Source organism: Piscinibacter gummiphilus (genome assembly GCF_032681285.1).
Taxonomy (GTDB): Bacteria; Pseudomonadota; Gammaproteobacteria; order Burkholderiales; family Burkholderiaceae_C; genus Rhizobacter; species Rhizobacter gummiphilus_A.
This window is the reverse complement of sequence record NZ_CP136336.1, coordinates 5,238,281-5,257,102: the sequence shown is the minus strand read 5'-3', so window position 1 is coordinate 5,257,102 and position 18,822 is coordinate 5,238,281. Positions and strand designations below refer to the sequence as shown.

The 18,822-nt window shown below is 70.3% G+C and carries 16 protein-coding genes; 8 read left to right on the top strand and 8 right to left on the bottom strand.

The features are described from left to right. The first annotated feature begins 98 nt into the window (after positions 1–98). The gene (locus RXV79_RS24915; RefSeq protein WP_316700815.1) at positions 99–743 is read left to right on the top strand and encodes a glutathione S-transferase family protein; all 645 of its coding nucleotides are present in this window, start codon (positions 99–101) and stop codon (positions 741–743) included. 10 nt (positions 744–753) lie between these two features. Here the strand turns inward: RXV79_RS24915 and RXV79_RS24910 are convergent, their stop codons facing one another. Together RXV79_RS24910 and RXV79_RS24905 are read right to left on the bottom strand one after the other, a co-directional pair. Continuing rightward, entirely contained in the window at positions 754–1,233 is a 480-nt protein-coding gene (locus RXV79_RS24910) for a response regulator (RefSeq protein ID WP_316700814.1), read from the bottom strand. Positions 1,234–1,249: 16 nt separating this feature from the next. Further along, positions 1,250–1,756, bottom strand: a complete 507-nt coding sequence (locus RXV79_RS24905; RefSeq protein WP_316700813.1) for a pyridoxamine 5'-phosphate oxidase family protein — start codon at positions 1,754–1,756, stop codon at positions 1,250–1,252. A 141-nt stretch (positions 1,757–1,897) separates the two neighbouring features. On the opposite strand from RXV79_RS24905, the gene ybaL reads away from it, so the two are divergent. The 4 genes from ybaL (at position 1,898) to RXV79_RS24885 (ending at position 7,802) form a co-directional block, all read left to right on the top strand. After that, on the top strand, positions 1,898–3,622 hold the full coding sequence (gene ybaL, locus RXV79_RS24900) for a cation:proton antiporter domain-containing protein (RefSeq protein WP_316700811.1): 1,725 nt from the start codon (positions 1,898–1,900) through the stop codon (positions 3,620–3,622). Between the two features lie 96 nt (positions 3,623–3,718). Continuing rightward, entirely contained in the window at positions 3,719–5,533 is a 1,815-nt protein-coding gene (locus RXV79_RS24895; RefSeq protein WP_316700809.1) for a DUF1800 domain-containing protein, read from the top strand. Positions 5,534–5,547: 14 nt separating this feature from the next. Continuing rightward, positions 5,548–7,011: a DUF1501 domain-containing protein gene (locus tag RXV79_RS24890; RefSeq protein WP_316700808.1), complete on the top strand. Its 1,464-nt coding sequence runs from the start codon at positions 5,548–5,550 to the stop codon at positions 7,009–7,011. A gap of 158 nt (positions 7,012–7,169) precedes the next feature. Continuing rightward, entirely contained in the window at positions 7,170–7,802 is a 633-nt protein-coding gene (locus RXV79_RS24885; protein WP_316700807.1) for a response regulator, read from the top strand. Between the two features lie 21 nt (positions 7,803–7,823). Here the strand turns inward: RXV79_RS24885 and RXV79_RS24880 are convergent, their stop codons facing one another. Both RXV79_RS24880 and RXV79_RS24875 read right to left on the bottom strand, forming a co-directional pair. After that, the gene (locus tag RXV79_RS24880) at positions 7,824–8,489 is read right to left on the bottom strand and encodes a lysoplasmalogenase (RefSeq protein ID WP_316700806.1); all 666 of its coding nucleotides are present in this window, start codon (positions 8,487–8,489) and stop codon (positions 7,824–7,826) included. Next, the gene (locus RXV79_RS24875; protein WP_316700805.1) at positions 8,486–9,478 is read right to left on the bottom strand and encodes a hypothetical protein; all 993 of its coding nucleotides are present in this window, start codon (positions 9,476–9,478) and stop codon (positions 8,486–8,488) included. The genes RXV79_RS24880 and RXV79_RS24875 overlap by 4 nt, the downstream gene beginning before the upstream one ends. A 187-nt stretch (positions 9,479–9,665) precedes the next feature. On the opposite strand from RXV79_RS24875, the gene RXV79_RS24870 reads away from it, so the two are divergent. After that, positions 9,666–11,690, top strand: coding sequence for an IPT/TIG domain-containing protein (locus RXV79_RS24870; protein WP_316700803.1), 2,025 nt, complete (start codon positions 9,666–9,668; stop codon positions 11,688–11,690). Between the two features lie 10 nt (positions 11,691–11,700). Here the strand turns inward: RXV79_RS24870 and RXV79_RS24865 are convergent, their stop codons facing one another. The 3 genes from RXV79_RS24865 to RXV79_RS24855 all read right to left on the bottom strand — a co-directional run bounded on the left by RXV79_RS24865 (position 11,701) and on the right by RXV79_RS24855 (position 15,240). After that, positions 11,701–12,618 carry a helix-turn-helix transcriptional regulator gene (locus RXV79_RS24865; RefSeq protein ID WP_316700802.1) on the bottom strand — a complete coding sequence of 306 codons (918 nt, stop codon included), beginning with the start codon at positions 12,616–12,618 and terminating at the stop codon, positions 11,701–11,703. Positions 12,619–12,691: 73 nt separating this feature from the next. Further along, complete coding sequence (locus tag RXV79_RS24860; RefSeq protein ID WP_316700801.1) at positions 12,692–13,096, bottom strand: GFA family protein; 405 nt, start codon at positions 13,094–13,096, stop codon at positions 12,692–12,694. A gap of 80 nt (positions 13,097–13,176) precedes the next feature. Then, positions 13,177–15,240 (bottom strand): ATP-dependent helicase, encoded by a 2,064-nt coding sequence (locus tag RXV79_RS24855; protein WP_316700800.1) that lies wholly within the window; start codon positions 15,238–15,240, stop codon positions 13,177–13,179. A gap of 78 nt (positions 15,241–15,318) precedes the next feature. Between RXV79_RS24855 and RXV79_RS24850 the strand changes: the two genes are divergently transcribed. Continuing rightward, complete coding sequence (locus RXV79_RS24850; RefSeq protein ID WP_316700799.1) at positions 15,319–16,833, top strand: alkaline phosphatase D family protein; 1,515 nt, start codon at positions 15,319–15,321, stop codon at positions 16,831–16,833. Positions 16,834–17,042: 209 nt separating this feature from the next. Here RXV79_RS24850 and RXV79_RS24845 read toward each other — a convergent pair whose 3' ends face one another. Further along, positions 17,043–17,945 carry a LysR family transcriptional regulator gene (locus RXV79_RS24845; RefSeq protein ID WP_316700798.1) on the bottom strand — a complete coding sequence of 301 codons (903 nt, stop codon included), beginning with the start codon at positions 17,943–17,945 and terminating at the stop codon, positions 17,043–17,045. A gap of 95 nt (positions 17,946–18,040) precedes the next feature. On the opposite strand from RXV79_RS24845, the gene RXV79_RS24840 reads away from it, so the two are divergent. After that, positions 18,041–18,805 carry an SDR family NAD(P)-dependent oxidoreductase gene (locus tag RXV79_RS24840; protein ID WP_316700797.1) on the top strand — a complete coding sequence of 255 codons (765 nt, stop codon included), beginning with the start codon at positions 18,041–18,043 and terminating at the stop codon, positions 18,803–18,805. Positions 18,806–18,822: the final 17 nt, after the last annotated feature.

Below are 18,822 nucleotides of genomic sequence, written 5' to 3'. Positions count from 1 at the left end.
GATGCGAGCCTGTCGATTTGGCGGTGTGTGGATCGTCGTAGGGGGAGAGCCTGCGCAGGCGCGTAGGCGGGCCCGTCACCGACCCACTGGAAACTGCCATGACCTGCACGCTCTACTACTCACGCAACCCGAATCCGCGGCTGGCCGTGGCCGTGGCCCGGTACCTGGCGGCACCGGTCGAGCTCGAGTGGGCCGCGCCGCTCGCACCTGGGCAGGCCGACAGGTTCCGCGCGCTGAACCCGTCGTTGCGCGTGCCGATCCTGGCCGAGGGCGCCGGTTCGCTGTGGGAGGCAGACGCCATCGCGTGCCGTCTCTCGCAGATGCAGGGCTCGGACTTCTGGCGCAGCGGCGCTGACTTGCCCGACATGATCCGCTGGATCAGCTGGGCGCGCGATCACTTCATGCGGGCTTGCGACATCGTGCACTTCGAGCGCGGCACCAAGCAGCGCTACGGCCTCGGCCCGGTCGACGAGGGTGTGTTGGCCCAGGGTCTGTCGCTGTTCCACGAAAGCGCCGCCGTGCTTGATGCGCAATTGCGCGGGCGCGAGTGGCTGCTGGCGAGTGGCCTCAGCTACGCAGACTTCCGCATGGCGGCCTTCCTGCCCTTCAACGACGTGGCCCGGCTGCCGCTGTCCGACTACCCGGCCGTGGAGCGGTGGCATCAGCGCCTCACGTCCATGCCCGCTTGGGCCGACCCGTTTGCGGGCCTGAACGCGCCCCAGCTGCCGCCCGTCCCGCGCTGACTTGAGGCGGTCAGGCCAGCCCGGCCGTCGGACTGGGGCTTGCGCCCGGAGCGGTCTCGGTGGCCTCGGACACCGACGGGGCGGTGGGGGCCTCGAGCGGCACCTCGTCGTTGCTCGCCAGCCGGTTGCAATACAGCAGCAACTCGTCGATCTCGTTGGACTTGTCGAACACGCAATCGGCGCCAAGCTCCAGGCAGCGGTTGCGCATCTCGGGTGTCGCGTGGTTGCTGAACACCACCCACTTGGCCGGCTTGTAGACGCCGGCGCCGGCCTTCAGCACACCGAGGCCGGAGCCGCCCTTCAGGTAGATGTCGACGATCACCAGATCGCAGTCGTCGTGGGCGCCCCGGTGGTCGATCCAGTCGAGGGCGGTGAGTTCGTCTTCGGCCGTGCCCACCACCTCCACCGGCACGGACTCTTCGAGAAGTGCCACCAGGCTCTCGCGGATGACGGGGCTGTCTTCGACGATGTAGGTTTTGAGGGCGTGCATCGGTGGGGCTCCGTCTTCAGCGCATGCGGACTTCGCCGTGCGTGCCCAGGTCGTGCGGCGGGCGGCCGGTGATGGCCGATTTCGCCATCGCGATCAGCTGCACCAGCTTGCTCGACTTCACGTCCCAGTAGTCGGCGTGGGTGATCTGCACCTGCACCAGCGCGAGATCAGGGTCGTTCGGGCCCTGCGGGAACCAGGCCTCGTTCATCTTGTTCCAGAGCTGCTCCTTCTTGGCCGCGTTGTCGACCACGCGGGCCACGCCCGACACCGACACGTAGCTGTCGTCGCCCGGGTCGGCGTACACCACGTTGACCTCGGGGTCGGCGCGCAGGTCGGCCACGGGCTCTCCGCTTGCCGACATGAAGAACCACAGGCTGCTGTCTTCGTCGACCTTCGTGTTCTGCGTCGTCATCGGGCGCGAGTGGAGATGGCCGTTGCGGTGGTGCGTGGTGAACATCGCGAACTTGATGTCCTTGATCAGGTCCCAAAGCTTCTCGCGGGAGGAGGTGTCTCGGTCGTCCATGGTGTGCTCCTGCTGTGTGGGGTGGTGGCCACTTTTCGTGTGGCCCATGCGACCATTGAAACAGTCGCCCCTTCTCCAATCGATCAGCCGCGGGCGCCTCCGCGTGTAGGAGGTGTCTGGTCTTCCGCTCCGAAAGCGCCAATGCCCCACGACGTCAGCCTAATTTCCACCATCGCCGCCGGTTTTGGTCTTGCGCTCATCTTCGGCTTCATCGCCGCCAGGCTGAAGGTGCCGCCGCTCGTGGGCTACCTGCTCGCCGGCATCGTGATCGGGCCCGCGACGCCGGGTTTCGTGGCCGACGTGGGCCTGGCCAGCCAGCTGGCCGAGATCGGCGTGATGCTGCTGATGCTGGGTGTGGGCCTGCATTTCTCGGTAGCCGACCTGATGGCCGTGCGCCGCATCGCCATCCCCGGCGCGGTGCTGCAGATCGCCGTGGCCACGGCAATGGGCCTCGGGGTGGGCTACGCCTGGGGCTTCGGGTTGGGGGGCGGCCTGGTGTTCGGCCTCTGCCTGTCGGTGGCCAGCACGGTCGTCTTGCTGAGGGCGCTGGAAGCGCGCGGGGTGCTCGAGTCGATGAACGGCCGCATCGCGGTCGGCTGGCTGGTGGTCGAAGACCTGGTGATGGTGCTGGTGCTGGTGCTGGTGCCGCCGCTCGCGCCGCTGCTGGGTGGGCAGGCTGCCGCCGGCCCTGCGGCGCCCGAGGGGCAGAGCCTGTGGATGACGCTGGGCATCACCTTGGCCAAGGTGGCGGCCTTCATCGCGCTGATGCTGGTCGTGGGCCGCCGTGTCTTCCCCAAGCTGCTGTGGTGGGTGGCGCGCACGGGGTCGCGCGAGCTCTTCACCCTGTGCGTGGTGGCCGCCGCGGTGGGCGTGGCCTTCGCGTCGGCCAAGCTCTTCGATGTGTCGTTCGCGCTCGGCGCCTTCTTTGCCGGGATGATGATGCGCGAGTCGGAGTTCAGCCACCGCGCGGCCGACGAATCGCTGCCCTTGCGCGATGCCTTCTCGGTGCTCTTCTTCGTGTCGGTGGGCATGCTCTTCAATCCGCAGGTGCTGCTCGACGAGCCGCTGCGCGTGCTGGTGGTCGTGGCCATCATCATGGTCGGCAAGACGCTCGCGGCCGTCGCGCTCGTGCTCGCCTTCCGTTACCCGATGAACAGCGCGCTCACCGTCGGGGCGAGCCTTGCGCAGATCGGCGAGTTCTCGTTCATCTTGGCCGGGCTCGGCATGGCGCTCGGGCTGATGCCGCAGGAAGGGCACAGCCTGATCCTCGCCGGGGCACTGATCTCGATCGCGCTCAACGCGGTGCTCTTCCGTGCCATCGAGCCGGTGCAGAACTGGCTGCGCGAGCGCTCGCCGCTGGCACGGCGGCTGGAGATGCGTGACGACCCGCTGGCCGAGCTGCCGACCTCGGTGCACCCAGCCTTCCTGAGCGGCCAGGTCGTGCTCGTCGGCTACGGTCGCGTGGGCCGGCGCATCGCGCAGCAGCTCGACGCGCACCGCGTGCGCTACGTGGTGGCCGAGCAGAACCGCGAGCGTGTGGAGGAGCTGCGTGCGCGCAACGTGCCCGCGGTCAGCGGCGACGCCACCGACCCGGGTGTGCTGATCCAGGCCCACATCGCGCAGGCCGGCATGCTCGTCATCGCCACGCCCGACGCCTTCGGTGCACGCCAGATGATCGAGACCGCGAGGACGCTCAACCCCGGCATCGAAGTCGTGATGCGCGCGCAGAGCGACGACGAGGCCGCCCTTATCGCGCAGGAGGGCCTGGGCACCGTCTTCATCGGCGAGCACGCCCTGGCCGCGACGATGGGCCACCACGTCCTGTCGCGCATGCAGCCCCCCGGCGCGCACCCCTCGGCGCACTGACAACCGGTAACAGCGACCCGCGCCCTTCCTGCTGCAATCAGGTCCGCTCCCGCTGCGGTGGGGCGCGGAACCACACTCGATCACACAGGGGGGCCCATGCCGGCACAACGTTGCACCACTTCCTCGGGCGCGCCCGCGCGCGGCGCCGAGCGCTGGCAGCGTGTGGTGGTGGGTGCTCTCTTCGCCGCGGTGCTGGCCGGTTGTGGTGGCGGTGGCGGCGGTGGTGGCAGCAGTGCCCCGGCACCGGCGCCCGGCACCGGCACGCAGAACCCGCCGCCGCCACCGCCCCCACCACCGCCGCCGCCGCCGTCGCCACCCGCCACCCTCTCGCAGCGCGACGCGGTGCGGCTGGCCGACCAGGCCACCTTCGGCCCGACCGAAGCCCTGGTCGCGAGCATCCGATCGCAGGGCGCTTCGGCCTGGGTCGCTGCGCAGATGCAGCTCAACAGCTCGCGCTACTCCAGTGGCGGCGACGGTGCCGTGCACCAGTACACCGGCGCTGGCGAGTTCTGCACCGGCCGCGGCACCAACTGCTGGCGCGACTGGTACTCCACCGAGCCGCTGCTGTCCGACTTCTACCGCAACGCGCTCAGCCAGCCCGACCAGCTGCGCCAGCGTGTTGCGTATGCGTTGCAACAAATCGTTGTCGTCAACAACCTCGACGTCTCGGGCACCTACGGCTTTCGCAATTACCACAACGTGCTGATCCGCGAGGCCTTTGGCAACTACCGCCAGGTGCTGAAGAAGGTGACGCAGTCGCCGGTGATGGGCGACTTCCTCAACAACGCCAACAACGACAAGGACGCGCCGAACGAGAACTTCGCGCGCGAGCTGCTGCAGCTCTTTTCCATCGGCACCTGCGAGCTCAATGCCGATGGCACGCTGCGCGGCGGCACCTGCACGCCCACCTACACCAACGAGCAGGTGCGCGCCTACGCCTATGCACTCACCGGCTGGACCTACCCCGCCGGTGGCGCCACCTCGTATGGGTGCTATCCCACCGGCGCCAACTGCCGCTACTACGGTGGCGCGAACGACGGCGACATGGTGCCCGTGGCGCGCTACCACGACACCGCCGCCCGCACGCTGCTCAACGGCTACTCGCTGAGCGCCGGCCACACCGCGCCGCAGGCGCTCGAGACCGTGCTCGACAGCGTGATGACGCACCCCAACACCGCGCCCTTCATCGGCAAGCAGCTGATCCAGCACCTGGTCAGCAGCAACCCCTCGCCGGCCTACGTGGGCCGTGTGGCCACGGCCTTCGCGACCGGCCGCCACGGCAGCTTCGGCACCGGCCAGCGCGGCGACCTCGCGGCCACCGTCGCCGCGGTGCTGCTCGACGCCGAAGCGCGCGGCGACACGCCCGGCCGCACCGGCGGCAAGTTGCGCGAGCCGGTGCTCATGTTCACCGGCGTGTTGCGAGGGCTCAACGGCACCACCGACGGCGACGCGCTGGGCTGGTGGTGGGGCGAGTGGATGCGCCAGCACATGTTCCGCGCGCCCTCGGTCTTCAACTTCTACCCGCCCGACTACCCCGTCGCCGGCACCGCGCTCGTGGGCCCGGCCTTCGGCATCCACAACGCCAACACTGCGCTCGCGCGGCTCAACTACCTCACCTACCTGCTCGACTGGGGCGGCACACCGGCCGCCAACAGCGGCGCGGCCAACCCGCTCGGCACGCTCGTGAACCTCTCGGCCTACACGGCCGATGCCACCGACGCAGGCGTGCTGGTCGATCGCCTCTCGAACCTCGCGCTCGGCCGCACGCTGAGCGGCACGGCGCGCAGCGAGGTCGTGCGCGCCACCGAGTGGTGGACGTCCGCACGCGACCCGGCCAACTGGCGCGTGAACCGCGTGAAGACCGCCGCGTTCCTGATCTACGGCTCGCCCCACTACCACGTGCAACGCTGAGGACGACGACGAACATGAACCGCAAAGCCTCTTCCAAAGCACTGCCGGCGATGAACCGCCGCCAATGGCTCGTGCGCAACAGCGCCGCACTCGCGGGCGCGCTCGGTGTCGGCGCGCTCGCCAACCTCACCCTCGGCACGCGCCGCGCCTGGGCCGGCGACTACAAGGCGCTCGTGTGCGTCTTCCTCTACGGCGGCAACGACGGTCTCAACATGGTCGTGCCCAACGACGCCACACGCTACGGCCAGTACGCCGCCGTGCGCCGTGGCCTCGCCCTCCCGCAGGCGAGCCTGCTGCCGATGAGTGGCATCAACTACGGCCTGCACCCGGCACTCGCCGGCCTCGCGCCCGCCTGGGCTTCCGGCGACCTTGCGCCCGTCTTCAACGTCGGCACGCTGGCGCGGCCGCTCACCAAGTCGCAGTTCCGTGCGCTGCCCGAGAGTTCGCCCGACAAGCCGGCCAACCTCTTCTCGCACTCCGATCAGCAGATCGAGTGGGAAACCGGCAGCACCAGCCCGCTCACCCGCAGCGGCTGGGGCGGCCGTGCGTCGGCCGCGCTCGGCACCGTCAACCCGGTGATCTCGGTGGCCGGCAGCACACGCTTCGGCCTCACCGAATCGGTGTCGCCGCTGGTGCTGCCCGACACGCCGGGCGATGTGTTCGGCGCCTACGTGCTCACGCCCGAAGCGCAGCAGTACGCGCCCTTCGTGGCGCGCAAGGATGCGCTCAATGCGCTCTACGCCAGCGGGCAGGACAACGACCTCGCCGAGGCCTACGCCACCGCGCAGCGCAATGCCTTCGCCGTCTCCGAGCGGCTGGGCGGCCTGGTGGCGGTCGAGCCGGGCGGTGCGGGTGCGGTGGCGGCCATCGACGCCGCCTTCGCCTCGCTCGTCGGCAGCGATGGCGAGTTCACGACGGGCCTGGCGGGCCAGATGTACCAGATCGCCAAGCTCATCGTCGCCAACGCCACGGTGGGCGGCAACAAGCAGATGTTCTTTGCCTCGCTCGATGGTTTCGACACCCACGGCAACCAAGTCGCCGGCGGCGCGCCCACCACCGGCAACCACGCCAACCTGCTGCGCGAGCTGGGCGATGCGCTCGGTGCCTTCTACACCGCGATGCACACGCTCGGCCTCGGCCCCGACGTCACCGCCTTCACGCAGAGCGACTTCGGCCGCACCTTCGTGCCCAACAACAGCCTGGGCACCGACCACGCCTGGGGCAATACCCAGCTGGTGGTGGGCGGTGCGGTCAACGGTGGTGCGAGCTACGGCACCTTCCCGCAGCTCGTGCTCGGCGGCCCCGACGATGTCGGCGTCGACAACTGGGAGCTGCAAGGCCGGTGGATCCCCACCACCGCGGTCTCGCAGTACGCGGCCACGCTGCTCGGGTGGTTCGGCGCCAGCGATGCGCAGATCGACACCGCGCTGCCCGGCCTCGCGGCCTTCGGCAGCAACCGTCGCCTGGCGTTTCTCTGAGGCGTCTCTGGGCCCGCGCTGCGGGCACTGTCAAACGCCCTCGACGAACATCGAGGCGGCGATGATTGGGGTACGCCCTCGTCTCGAATGACGGAACCATCGGCGCGGCGGCCGTGTCGGACAGGGCCAAGTGCGCATCACCTGTTCCTCGCCTGACCGTGCCCCCATCCACCCGCTCGCCCCACGACAAGACCACCACCCGCTCCGCGAGCGCTCCGCCTCGGACCTATTCCACCGCCTACGTGGCGCAGCGTCTCGGCATCTCCATCCCGACGGTGCAGCGCTGGGTCGATGCCGGCCGGCTGAAAGCCTGGAAGACGCCGGGCGGCCACCGCCGCATCGACGCGGCGAGCGCCGACCGCCTGTTCGAGACGCAGGCGGCTCCAGTTGAAGCCGACATCGAGCCGGTGCCCAACGGTGCCGAGTCGCTGTCGGTGGTGATCGTCGAAGACAACGCCGAAGAGAGCGGGATCCTGCGCGAACTCGTCGGCGCGGCCTTGCCCCAGGCGCAGGTGAAGGTGTTCGACAGCGGCATCCAGGCGCTGGTGGCGATCGGGCAGCACGCGCCCGACGTCTTCGTCACCGACATCGTCATGCCCCACATGAACGGCGCCGAGATGCTGCGCCAGCTCTCCACGCAGTGCGTGGTGCGGCCGCGGCTCATCGTGGCGGTCTCGAGCTTCGGCGAGAAGCGCCTGGCCGAGCTGGGTGAGTTGCCGCCGCAGGTTCATTTCGTGGGCAAGCCGGTCGACCGCGAACCTTTCATCGCGCTGCTGCGTGGCATGCAGTAGGTCGCGCTTGCGTGGCGATCTTCAAGCTCCGGCGCGACCTCGCGGCGGCAGCGACGCCGCGATGCACAGCTGCGCCACCCAGTAGGTCGACAGGATCCACAGCGCCGAGAGCGGCAGCGGGCTGGCGAACTTGTTGATGGCGAGCAGGCTGTCGGAGGCCATGAAGAGCGCGCCGCCGATGGCCGCACGGCGCGCGAAGGGCGAGGCCGGTGCGCTGCGCCACCACGCCGCCGCCTGCGCCGCCATGCAGGCCAGGCACACCACGTAGCCCACCACCGGCACGCGCAAGGCCGACGGCACGTCGCTCCACAGCTGGCTCAGGATCAGCGCCGCCACCACGCCGTAGACCGCGAACACCACGGGCTTGGCACCGAAGCGCACCGGCACACTGAAGGCGGCGATGTAGGCCAGGTGCGCCAGCAGGAAAGACACCAGCCCGGACAGGAAGCCTTGCCCCGGCCACAGCAGGAACACATCGCCCGCCAGCGACAGCCACAGCCCGATGAGGATGCGGCGGCGCTGCACCGGCACTTCGGCCCCGCGCGTGAAGGCCCACGCGATCACGAGCAGCGTGGTCAGCGGCTTGAAGACGAAGGCGAGCGACGGTGGCAGCGCACCGGAGGCGGCGGCGATGCACAGTGCGGCGCTCGCCATCGCGAGCAGCGGCAGGGCGGGGCTGGGGTTCATAGGCGGGGCGCGGCGTGCGGCCGCAGTTCTTCGAGGTGCTGGCGCAGGTAGCGCAGGAGGGTACGCCGCTTCTCCGGCCCGCGCACGCCGTCGCTGGCCGCCGCGCCAGGCTCGGCCAGCAGCGCCGGAAAGCGCTCCTCCACCCGCGCGTAGATCGCGCGCCACTGCTTCTTGAGGGTGTGCATCGACACACCCAGCAGCGCCGCGATCTCCTCGTCCGACTCGTCGAAGAGGGCGCGCCGCAGCAGCCGCTGCTCGGCGCCGCGGAAGTGGAAGCGCGGCGGTGTGTGCTCGAAGATCTCGCGCAGCTGGAACCCCGGCAGCTTGTGCAGCGCCTCGCGGCGCGTGAGGCTGAAGAGTTCGGGCAGGCCCTGGCCGCTCGCGGGCTGGTTGTGCGCGCTGCGCTGGACCATGCCCACGCTTGCCATGTACTCGCGTTCGGACTGGAACGCCTCCTGGAACACCTCGCGAACCCGGTGCCCGGCATGCGCCACGCGCATCGCCACCACGCCGGCCGACAGCACCGCCACCGCATGCGGGTCGCGCATGTCGCCATTGCGCTGCTGGTAGTGCAGGACCATGAAGCTCACGCCGCCGTCCTCGTCGGCCGAGGCATTGGCGCGCGCCAGCTCGCGTTCGCCCGGCGGGGCGGTGCGCCCGTCGAGCAGCTCGGCGTAGAGCTGTTGCGTGATCCACGGCGTGGGGGCGGCGCGCAGGCGCTGCTGCCAAGCGGTGTCGAGCGCGATCGACATGCCGAGCGCCTGCAGCCGCTGGCCGGCAGGGGCCGCCACGTCTTCGATGGCATCGGCGTTGAAGCCCGGGTGGTGCAGCAGGCGCGCCCACAGCGCGGGCAGGCCGGCGCGTTGTGCTTCGCTCAGGGCCAGCCAGGGCGGCAGCAGTTGCAGGGCCTCGGCGAAGTCGGCCGGCCGCAGCAGGCGGCGCTGCAGGGAAGGGCGGTCGTGCGGGGAGTCGTGCGGAGGTGTCGGCATCTCGGGCCGCCGATTCTGCCCGCGGCCCGCGTTCGCGGGGGGCGGACGCGCGGACAGCAATGGCGGCGTGGCGGACATGGTCACGCGGCCCGCCGATTTCCAGAATCCACGCCTTTCAACCCGACGCGAATCAGCAGTGAGGCATGGCGTGACGTACCGACCGATGAACGAGAGAAGAAGGGCCTTCGTGAAATGGATGGCCGGGGGCGCCGCGGTGGCGACGGCGGTGCCGGCGCTCGTGGCGTGCGGTGGCGGTGGGGGCGGTGGCAGCGCGCCCGGCGATGGCGGCCCGCCGCCCGACGGCAGCTTCGACACCGAGCGCTTCGATGCCATCGCCGACATCGAAGACATGAGCCGCCGCCTCTCGCTCACCACCACCACGCGGCTCGGCTTCGTGCAGGCGGTGGCCGCCTACATGCGCACGCTCGACGCCTACGAGCGTGCCGGCTACAACGAGGAGGCGCTTTGCGCGTGGGGCATCTTTCGCGACGGCCGCACGCACATCGTGGCCAACAACCGCCACCCGGCGGCGCCGGCTGCACGCTCCGCGCGGCGCGAGCAGCCGCTCGCGGCCGGCCTGCCGCGCGCCCGGCAGGCGCGCCTGCTGCACACCTTCGGCACCGGCTTCGACGACGGCCAGGGCATGGTCAACGAACTCAGCACCTGGCTCAACCATGCCGGCTACCAGGTGCGCAGCGGCGGCCAGGAAGGCGACGGCCGTCTCACCGCGCTGCGCGCCGTGAAGGGCGACGGCTTCTTCTACATCAACACCCACGGCGGCTGGGGCGATGCGCTGCATGCCGACGGCAGCACCACCGGCGGCACGGTGTTCTCGATCCAGTCGTCGACCCTCGTCGACGCCGTGCTGGAGCGCACGCCCGAGATGCGCGAAGACCTGGCCGACGGCCGCCTCACCTACTTCACCGCGCGCAACGGCCTCACCAAGACCATCCTCGGCATCGAGTACCCCGACCACGACACCCGCTACGGCATCACCGACAAGTTCGTGCGCGCGCATTGGGAGTTCGCGCCCAACAGCGTGCTGCTCATCAACGCCTGCGTGAGCGCGCGGCCCGCGAGCAACGGCCGGCCGCTCGCCGCGCCTTTCTACGACGCCTGCCTTGCCAAGGGCGCCGGGGCCTACCTCGGCTGGACCAACACCGTCTCGGCCACCGGCGCCTTCAGCGTGCCGCGCCGTTTCGTCGACCGTGTGCTCGGCGCCAACGCCTACCAGCCCGAGTCGCCGCGCCAGCGGGCCTTCGTCGTGGCCGACGTGATGGAAGAGCTGGCCGACAAGGGCCTCGACCGCGACCCCGACAGCAGCGCCGTGTTCGTGCTGCGCGCGAGCGGCGACGCGCCCACCGTGATGCCCGGCCTGAAGGAAATGGTGGTGGACGAGTTCCGCGACGAGCTGGTCCTGATCGGCGACTTCGGCCCGCGCGAGACCACCGGTCCCAACGTCGGCCGGGTCACGGTCGACGGCCACGAGCGCAGCGTGCTGAGCTGGACGGCCACCCGCATCGTCTGCGCGCTGCCGCGCAGCGGCGCCGGCTCGGCCGGCGCCGTGCGGGTGCAGGTGGGCGAGCACCGCAGCAACGTGCGCTGGATCACCCGCTGGACCACCACCCTCGACTACCGCTGGGAAGACCCGGCGCGCCCCGGGCTGCGCGTGGCCGGCGTGGGCACGATCCGCCACCGTGCCGATGTGGACCCCACGCGTGACAGGCCCGGCGAAGCACCCGTCGAGCCGGTGCGCTATGCGGTGGCCACGCGCGACTCGTCCCTGCCCCTGCAGGCCAGCGGCAGCCACACCGACGGGCCCGACTGCACCTTCACCTGGAGCGGCGCGATGACCTACCCGGGGACGCACCTCACCAACGGCCATGTGTTCTTCGCCGACCTCAAGATCGACACCGCCGCACGCACCGGCGCGCTCGGGCTGGCGCTCGGCGCGACCGGGCCCGATTTCACCGAGTCGGGCTGCAGCCGCGACCCGGCGCGCTTCGCCGTGGTGTTCCTGGAGATGCACCGCGTCGAGCAGTTCGCCCGCTACAACAATGGCACGACGGTGATGGTGCCGGTCCCGGCGCTCGATGTGACCTTCGGCGCCGACTTCACGCTCGCCGGCGGCAGTTTCGAGCGAGACCAGATGCACCTCAGCTGGACCTCGGCGGCGCCCGAGTTCGCACCGCAGCCCGACGATGCGATCTGAAAGCCGGCCCTCAGGCGCGCGGTGCGCTGCGCGTCTCGCGCTTGTAGGCCTTCGAGAACGCGAAGCCGCTCGAATAGCCCACCCGCTCGGCCACCTGGTCGAGCGAGAGGTGGCGGTCTTCGAGCAGCCGCCGTGCCTGCGTCATGCGCCAGCGGGTGAGGTAGCGCAGCGGCGTGTCGCCCACCGCCGCGCCGAAGCGCTCGCAGAACGCGGTGCGGCTCATGTGGCACAGCTCCGCGAGGGCCTTCACCGACCAGTCGTGCGCCGGCTCGGTGTGGATCGCCCGCAGCGCGGGGGCGATGCCGGGGTCGGGCTGCAGCGCCGGTGGCGCGGCATCGGCTGCGGCGCTCAGCTGCGCGAGGATCACATGGCGCAGCAGCGCGTTGACCGATTCATTGAGGCCGACGGCGGCGCCGCCGCGCGGCAGGTCGGTCATCCAGCGCATCGGCTGCGACAGCGGTTCGAGCCAGGCGTGGTGGCCGTGCAGGTGCACCACCGGCGGCAGGCGCGCCACGAGCGGCTGGGCCTGCAGCTCGTGCGTCCAGAAGAAGCTGCCGACGACGCGCGCCACCGGCGCGGCGTGCTCCACGGTGAAGGTGCGCCGGCCGTCGTGCAGGTGCGTGCGGGCGAACTCGAGCATCGGCTGCGCGGGGGCCTGCGAGTCGGTGGCCACCTCGTGCCGCCCGCCGTGCGGGAAGAAAAGCAGCTCACCGGCGCGCAGCGTGCCGCGCCAGCCGCTCGGGGTGTGATGCACCGCCAGCGCCTCGCCTTGCGCGAGGTACAGCGGCGCCCGCGAACGGCTGTCGACCACCAGGCGCTGCGCCGCGCCGATGCCCGACTGGAAGTGCAGCACCGGGTCGAACGAGAGCGTGTCGACCACGGCTTCGAGGTCGGCGCCGGGGCGGGTGGGGTGGGCTCGGGTTGGCACGGCGCGGATGATGTCGCCCACGCCGCGGCGCGACCAGACCTCTAAAAGAGGCCCTGCCCCGAGCCGATGCAGCTCAGAGGTGGCGCGTCTCGGCGGGGGTGTTCCACCACGCGTTGTGACGGCCGTCGGAGTAGTGCACCGGGGCGGCGATCAGCTCGGCCGGCTCCACGTCGTCGAGGCAGGCCACCTGCACCGAGACGTAGTCGCCGCCGATCTGTTCGATGTAGCCGCGGCCGAAGGGGCGCACGCCGCAGGTCTTGCAGAAGAGGTGGTGGGCGCTCTTGGTGTTGAACTGGTAATCGCTGAGCGCCGCTTCGTCGGTGAGCAGGCGGAAGGCGTCGGGCTTGATGGAGACACCCCAGTTGCGCGTCTTGGTGCAGATCGAGCAGTTGCACTTGCCGGTGCCGGCGGCGAGGTCGAGGTCGGCTTCGAAGCGCACGGCGCCGCAGTGGCAGCTGCCGGTGTAGGTCTTCAGCATGGTGAGGCTCCCGCAGTCAAACAAGGGCGAGATCATGCGGGGCGGCTGCTGACAACGCAGTGTCAGCAGCCTCGTGGCGCTCAGGGTTTCACGTCGGCCTGCGCGGCGCGTTTGGCGGCGGCTTCGCGCAGCAGGCGCAGCTTCTCGCGCGGGTCTTCCTTCGACTTGGCCTCGTGCAGCTTCATCTCGCCGATGAAGCGGCTCGGGATGGCCTGCACCGTGTCGCGGCCTTTCTTGCGACGGCGCAGCACGTTGACCGCCAGCGTGCGTCGCGCGCGGGTGATGCCCACGTACATCAGGCGGCGCTCTTCTTCCAGGCGCTCGGGCGTCATCTCGTCGTCGTCGCTCTTGAACGGGAGCAGGCCTTCATTGACGCCGGCCAGCACCACGTGCGGCCACTCCAGGCCCTTGCTCGCGTGCAGAGTGGAGAGGGTGACCACGTCCTGCTCGTCGCCGCGCTCCGCCAGGCTGATGATGACGGAGATGGTCTGCGCCACGTCGAGCACCGTCTTCTTCTCGGTCTCGAAGGTGGCGCCGCCGTCGTTCTCGATTTCGCCGCCGCAGCGCTTGGCGATCCAGTCGACGAAGTCGAGCACGTTGGTCCAGCGCGAGGCGGCGAGCTTTTCGCTGTCTTCACCTTCGTAGAGGTGCTTCTCGTAGTCGATGTCTTTCAGCCAGCCGAGCAGCAGCGCCTTCGCGTCTTCGCTGCCCGAGGTGTGGCGGGCGCGGTACTCGAGGTCGTTCACGTAGCGGCCGAACTCGTGCAGCGAGCCAATGGCGCGTGCGTTGAGCACGGTGCCGAGCGACTCGGCGAAGAGCGCTTCGTACAGGCTCGTCTTGAAGCGCTTGCTGAACTCGCCGAGCGCGCCCAGCGTCTGGTGGCCGATGCCGCGCTTCGGCGTCGTCACCGCGCGCAGGAACGCCGGGTCGTCGTCGTTGTTGACCAAGAGGCGCAACCAGGCGCACAGGTCCTTGATCTCCGCACGGTCGAAGAAGCTCTGGCCGCCCGAGACCTTGTACGGGATCTCCGCGCGGCGCAGGGCCTTCTCGAACACCCGCGCCTGGTGGTTGGCGCGGTAGAGCACGGCGAAGTCCTTGAAGGCCACCTCGCCGCCCTGGCCGCCTGCATTGACGAGCGCGCCCCCCTGGGCGCGCAGGGACTGGATGCGCGCGACGGCCCGCTCGGCCTCGTGCTCCTCGTTGTCGCACTCGACCACCTGCACCGGGTCGCCGTCGCCCAGGTCGCTCCACAGCTTCTTCTCGAAGAGTTTGGGGTTGTGGCCGATCACCGCATTGGCCGCGCGCAGGATGTGGCCGGTGGAGCGGTAGTTCTGCTCCAGCGGGATCACCTTGAGCTGCGGGTATTCGTTGGGCAGGCGGCGCAGGTTCTCGATGGTGGCGCCGCGCCAGCCGTAGATCGACTGGTCGTCGTCGCCCACGGCGGTGAACATCGCGCGTTCGCCGGCCAGCGACTTGAGCAGCTCGTACTGGATGGCGTTGGTGTCCTGGTACTCGTCGACCAGCAAATAGCGCAGCGTGTTCTGCCACTTGGCGCGTGCCTCGTCGTCGCGCTGGAAGAGCTGGTGCGGCAGCCCGATCAGGTCGTCGAAGTCGACCGCCTGATACGCGGCCAGGCGCTCCTCGTAGCGCTTCATCACCTGCTGGGCGATGCGCTCGTCGTCGTTCTGCGGTTCGACGCTGTCGGCGTTCAGCCCCTGGTTCTTCCACAGGCTGATGGTCCATTGCCAGCGGCGGGCGAGGGCGTTGTCGCTGCTGCCGCCGGCATCCTTCAAGACGCCGAGCACGTCGTCGCTGTCGAGGATGCTGAACTGTGGCTTCAGGCCCAGGCGCTCGCCCTCGGTGCGCAGGATGCGCACGCCCAGCGAGTGGAAGGTGCTCACCACCAGGTCTTTCGCGGCGCGTGGGCCGATCAGCGCCTTGGCACGCTCGCGCATTTCCTGCGCGGCCTTGTTGGTGAAGGTGATGGCGGCGATCTGCGAGGGCGCGTAATCGGCCTGCAGCAGGCGGGCGATCTTGTGGGTGATGACGCGGGTCTTGCCCGAGCCGGCGCCGGCCAGCACCAGGCAGGGCCCGCCCAGGTGGTGCACCGCGTCCATCTGGGCTGAATTGAGGGTGTCGGCCATGGGTACTTCCGGGAGCGGCGGATCATAGCCAAGGCCCCCTCGTCAGGATGTCGCGCGGCTGTGGTAAACCGCCGCGCCATGAGCCTTGCGATCACCCGCCGCCAAGTTATTGGCACTCTGGCTGCCGCGCCCTGGTTCGTCCGCCATGCGCGGGCGGCCGACGTGCCACGTTTCGCCCTCGGCATCGCCTCGGGCCACCCGCGGCCCGACCGGCTGGTGCTGTGGACGCGCCTCTCGGGCGCCGACCTGCCCGAGCGTGTCGACGTGAGCTGGGAGCTCGCGCACGACGAAGCCTTCACCCGCATCGCCGCGCGCGGCACCGAGGTCGCCGAAGCCGCCTGGGCGCACAGCGTGCATGCCGAGCCCCAGGGCCTCGAGGCCGGCCACTGGTACTGGTACCGCTTCAGCGCGCTCGGCCAGCGCAGCGCGGTGGGCCGCACGCGCACCGCACCCGCGGCCGATGCCGCCGCGTCGCTGCGCTTTGCCATCGCGAGCTGCCAGCGCTGGGATCACAACCACTACGCCGCCTGGCGCCACCTGGCCACGCAGGAGCTCGACCTCGTGCTCTTCCTCGGCGACTACATCTACGAATACGCCTCGCCGCCCACTGCCGTGCGCCTGCACGACGGCCCCACCACGCTCACGCTCGACGACTACCGCGCCCGCTACGCGCAGTACAAGAGCGACCCGGCCCTGCAGGCCGCACACGCCCTCGCGCCCTGGCTCACCGTGTGGGACGACCACGAGATCGAGAACGACTACGCCGCCGGCACGCCGCAGGGTGGCCCCGAGCCGCTCTTCGCGAGCCGGCGCGCGGCCGCCACGCAGGCCTATTGGGAGCACATGCCGTTTCCGAAGGCGTGGCGCCCGCGGGGCAGCGACCTGCGGATCTACGAGCGCTACGACTGGGGCACGCTCGCGCGCATCCACACGCTCGACGACCGCCAGTACCGCGACGTGCAGGCGTGCCCACGGCCCAACCGCAATGGTTCCAACACGGTGGCGTTCAAGGACTGCCCGGCGCTCGTTGACCCGCGACGCTCGCTGCTCGGTGCGCAGCAGGAACGCTGGCTCGCCGACGGCTGGGACACCGAGCGCCCCTGGAACCTCGTCGCCCAGCAGACCTTGATGGCGCGCTTCAGCTGGACCGACCCCGCGCGAGGCGGCGGCACCTACTGGACCGATGGCTGGGACGGCTATGCCGCCTCGCGCCAGCGCCTGCTGCAGGGCGTGGCCGAGCGCCAGCTGCCGGGTGCGGTGGTGCTGGGCGGCGACGTGCACGCGCATTACGTGGCCGACCTCAAGGTGGACTACGACGATGCGAAGGCCCCGGTCGTGGCGAGCGAGTTCTGCGGCACCTCGATCTCGAGCAACGGCATGGCGCAGTCGCGCGTGAGCGCCGCGCTGCCGCACAACCCGCACCTGCACTACGCGCGCAGCGACCAGCGCGGCTACGTGAGCTTCACGCTCGACACGAAGCGGCTACAGGCGCAGCTGCATGCGGTGCTCGACCCGAAGAACCCGGCCTCCGAGGTGAACGTGGCGGCGCGCTTCGCCGTCGAGCTGGGCCGGCCCGGGCCGCAGGCGTCCTGACAGGCGGAACGGGCAGGGCGGCCGCGGCCAACCCTTGCGTAGTCCCGCGTAGGTGCAGTCGCGTAAGCCGCTCAGTAGAGAGCCCTCTCCTGCGCAAAATCGTACAAAGGCCCGGATACTCCGGCCCTCGCCGGCACCACCCTGCCGGCCCCAGTGAAGTACACAACCCCCCGCCACACGCGGGGGGCTATTGGGGCCAGGCAGGCGTCTCAGTGGTCGAGGTAGGGCGCGAGGGTCTCCGCCACCCAGGCCATGAAGACCTGCACCCGCTGCGGCAGGTTGCGCCGGTTGGCATACAGCAGCGACACCGGCAGCGAGGGCGCCCGATGCTGCGGCATCACCTCCACCAGCAGCCCGCGCGCCAGCAATGACGCCAGCCCCGCGGCCGGCGCCTGGATCAGCCCCAGGCCCGCCACGCAGGCCGATTGATAGGCCTCGGTGCTGTTGACCGTGAGCACGCTCGCCATCGCCAGGCTGCGCACGCGGCCTTCCTGCACGTACTCCCAGCCCCCCGGCTTCGCGCCCAGCGTGGGCACGTAGTGGATCAGCCGGTGCGAGGCGAGGTCGTCGAGCGTCTGCGGCGTGCCGTGCTGCGCCAGGTAGCCGGGGCTTGCGCCGTTGATCTGCCGCAGCTGCCCCACCGGCCGAGCGACGAGGCCCGAATCGGCCAGCGGCCCCACGCGCAGCACGCAGTCGAAGCCTTCGCGCACCACGTCGACCCGGCGGTCGGTGCTGCTGAATTCAAAACTCAGGTGCGGGTGCGCCGCGAGGAATTCCGGCAGGCGCGGAATGATCTGGTCGCGCGCGATCAGCGTGGGCATGTCCACCCGCAGCCGGCCGCGCAGCGACTGCACGCCGTGCTGGAACATGCCCTGCAACTCGTCCACGTCGGCCAGCAGGTCCTTGCAGCGCTCGTAGAACGCCTGGCCGTCCTGCGTGAGCTGCACCTTGCGCGTGGTGCGGTGGAGCAGGCGTGTGCCGAGCTGGCCTTCGAGCTGCTGCACGGCCGTTGACACCCGCGCCTTGGGCAGGGCCAGCTGCTCGGCGGCCTGGGTGAAGCTGCTGAGTTCGGCCACGCGCACGAAGATCTGAAGCCCTTCGATTGTTTTCATGGGTTGAACAAACTGATCGTTCTTCGTGTGTTTATTGCCGAGGATTGGATCAATAAAGTGCCTTCACCACAACCCATCCCGAAAGGCACTTCCCCATGAACACCCCCACCACCATCGCCCTCATCACCGGCGGCAGCCGCGGGCTCGGCAAGAGCATGGCGCTCAAGCTCGCCGAGCAGGGCCACGACGTCATCGTCACCTACCGGGCCAACGCGGCCGAGGCGCAGGCCGTCGTGGCGCAGGTGGCGCAACTGGGGCGCCGGGCCGTCGCCCTGGCGCTCGACGTGGGCGACAGCCGCGGCTTCGGCGACTTCGCCGCCCAGGTGAAGCGCGCGCTGGCGCAGCACTGGCAGCGCGAGCGCTTCGACTTCCTCGTCAACAACGCCGGCATGGGCCACCACGCGAGCTTTGCCGAGACCACCGAGGCGCAGTTCGACGAGCTGATGAACGTGCACCTGAAGGGTCCGTACTTCCTCACGCAGGCGCTGCTGCCGCTCATTGCCGACGGCGGGCGCATCCTCAACGTGTCCTCGGGCCTGACGCGCTTCGCGCTGCCGGGTTATGCGGCCTACTCGGTGATGAAGGGCGGCGTGGAGGTGCTCACGCGCTCCCTCGCCAAGGAGCTGGGCCCGCGCCGCATCGCCGTCAACACGCTCGCCCCCGGCGCCATCGAGACCGACTTCGGCGGCGGCCTGGTGCGTGACAACGCGCAGTTCAACGCCGCCATCGCCGCGCAGACGGCGCTCGGCCGCGTGGGCCTGCCCGACGACATCGGCGGCGCCGTGGCCGCGCTGCTGGCGCCTGGCAGCGGCTGGGTCAATGCGCAGCGCATCGAGGTCTCGGGCGGCCAGATGATCTGACGCACGCGCGACCCCGG

What these genes read in the sequence shown, in the direction of transcription:
- RXV79_RS24880 (WP_316700806.1), bottom strand. Translation starts at nt 8,489, where the DNA reads ATGAACCCCAGCCCCGCCCTGCCGCTGCTCGCGATGGCGAGCGCCGCA.
- RXV79_RS24850 (WP_316700799.1), top strand. Translation starts at nt 15,319, where the DNA reads ATGAGCCTTGCGATCACCCGCCGCCAAGTTATTGGCACTCTGGCTGCC.
- RXV79_RS24840 (WP_316700797.1), top strand. Translation starts at nt 18,041, where the DNA reads ATGAACACCCCCACCACCATCGCCCTCATCACCGGCGGCAGCCGCGGG.
- RXV79_RS24875 (WP_316700805.1), bottom strand. Translation starts at nt 9,478, where the DNA reads ATGCCGACACCTCCGCACGACTCCCCGCACGACCGCCCTTCCCTGCAG.
- RXV79_RS24860 (WP_316700801.1), bottom strand. Translation starts at nt 13,096, where the DNA reads ATGCTGAAGACCTACACCGGCAGCTGCCACTGCGGCGCCGTGCGCTTC.
- RXV79_RS24915 (WP_316700815.1), top strand. Translation starts at nt 99, where the DNA reads ATGACCTGCACGCTCTACTACTCACGCAACCCGAATCCGCGGCTGGCC.
- RXV79_RS24905 (WP_316700813.1), bottom strand. Translation starts at nt 1,756, where the DNA reads ATGGACGACCGAGACACCTCCTCCCGCGAGAAGCTTTGGGACCTGATC.
- RXV79_RS24895 (WP_316700809.1), top strand. Translation starts at nt 3,719, where the DNA reads ATGCCGGCACAACGTTGCACCACTTCCTCGGGCGCGCCCGCGCGCGGC.
- RXV79_RS24855 (WP_316700800.1), bottom strand. Translation starts at nt 15,240, where the DNA reads ATGGCCGACACCCTCAATTCAGCCCAGATGGACGCGGTGCACCACCTG.
- RXV79_RS24890 (WP_316700808.1), top strand. Translation starts at nt 5,548, where the DNA reads ATGAACCGCAAAGCCTCTTCCAAAGCACTGCCGGCGATGAACCGCCGC.
- RXV79_RS24845 (WP_316700798.1), bottom strand. Translation starts at nt 17,945, where the DNA reads ATGAAAACAATCGAAGGGCTTCAGATCTTCGTGCGCGTGGCCGAACTC.
- ybaL (WP_316700811.1), top strand. Translation starts at nt 1,898, where the DNA reads ATGCCCCACGACGTCAGCCTAATTTCCACCATCGCCGCCGGTTTTGGT.
- RXV79_RS24910 (WP_316700814.1), bottom strand. Translation starts at nt 1,233, where the DNA reads ATGCACGCCCTCAAAACCTACATCGTCGAAGACAGCCCCGTCATCCGC.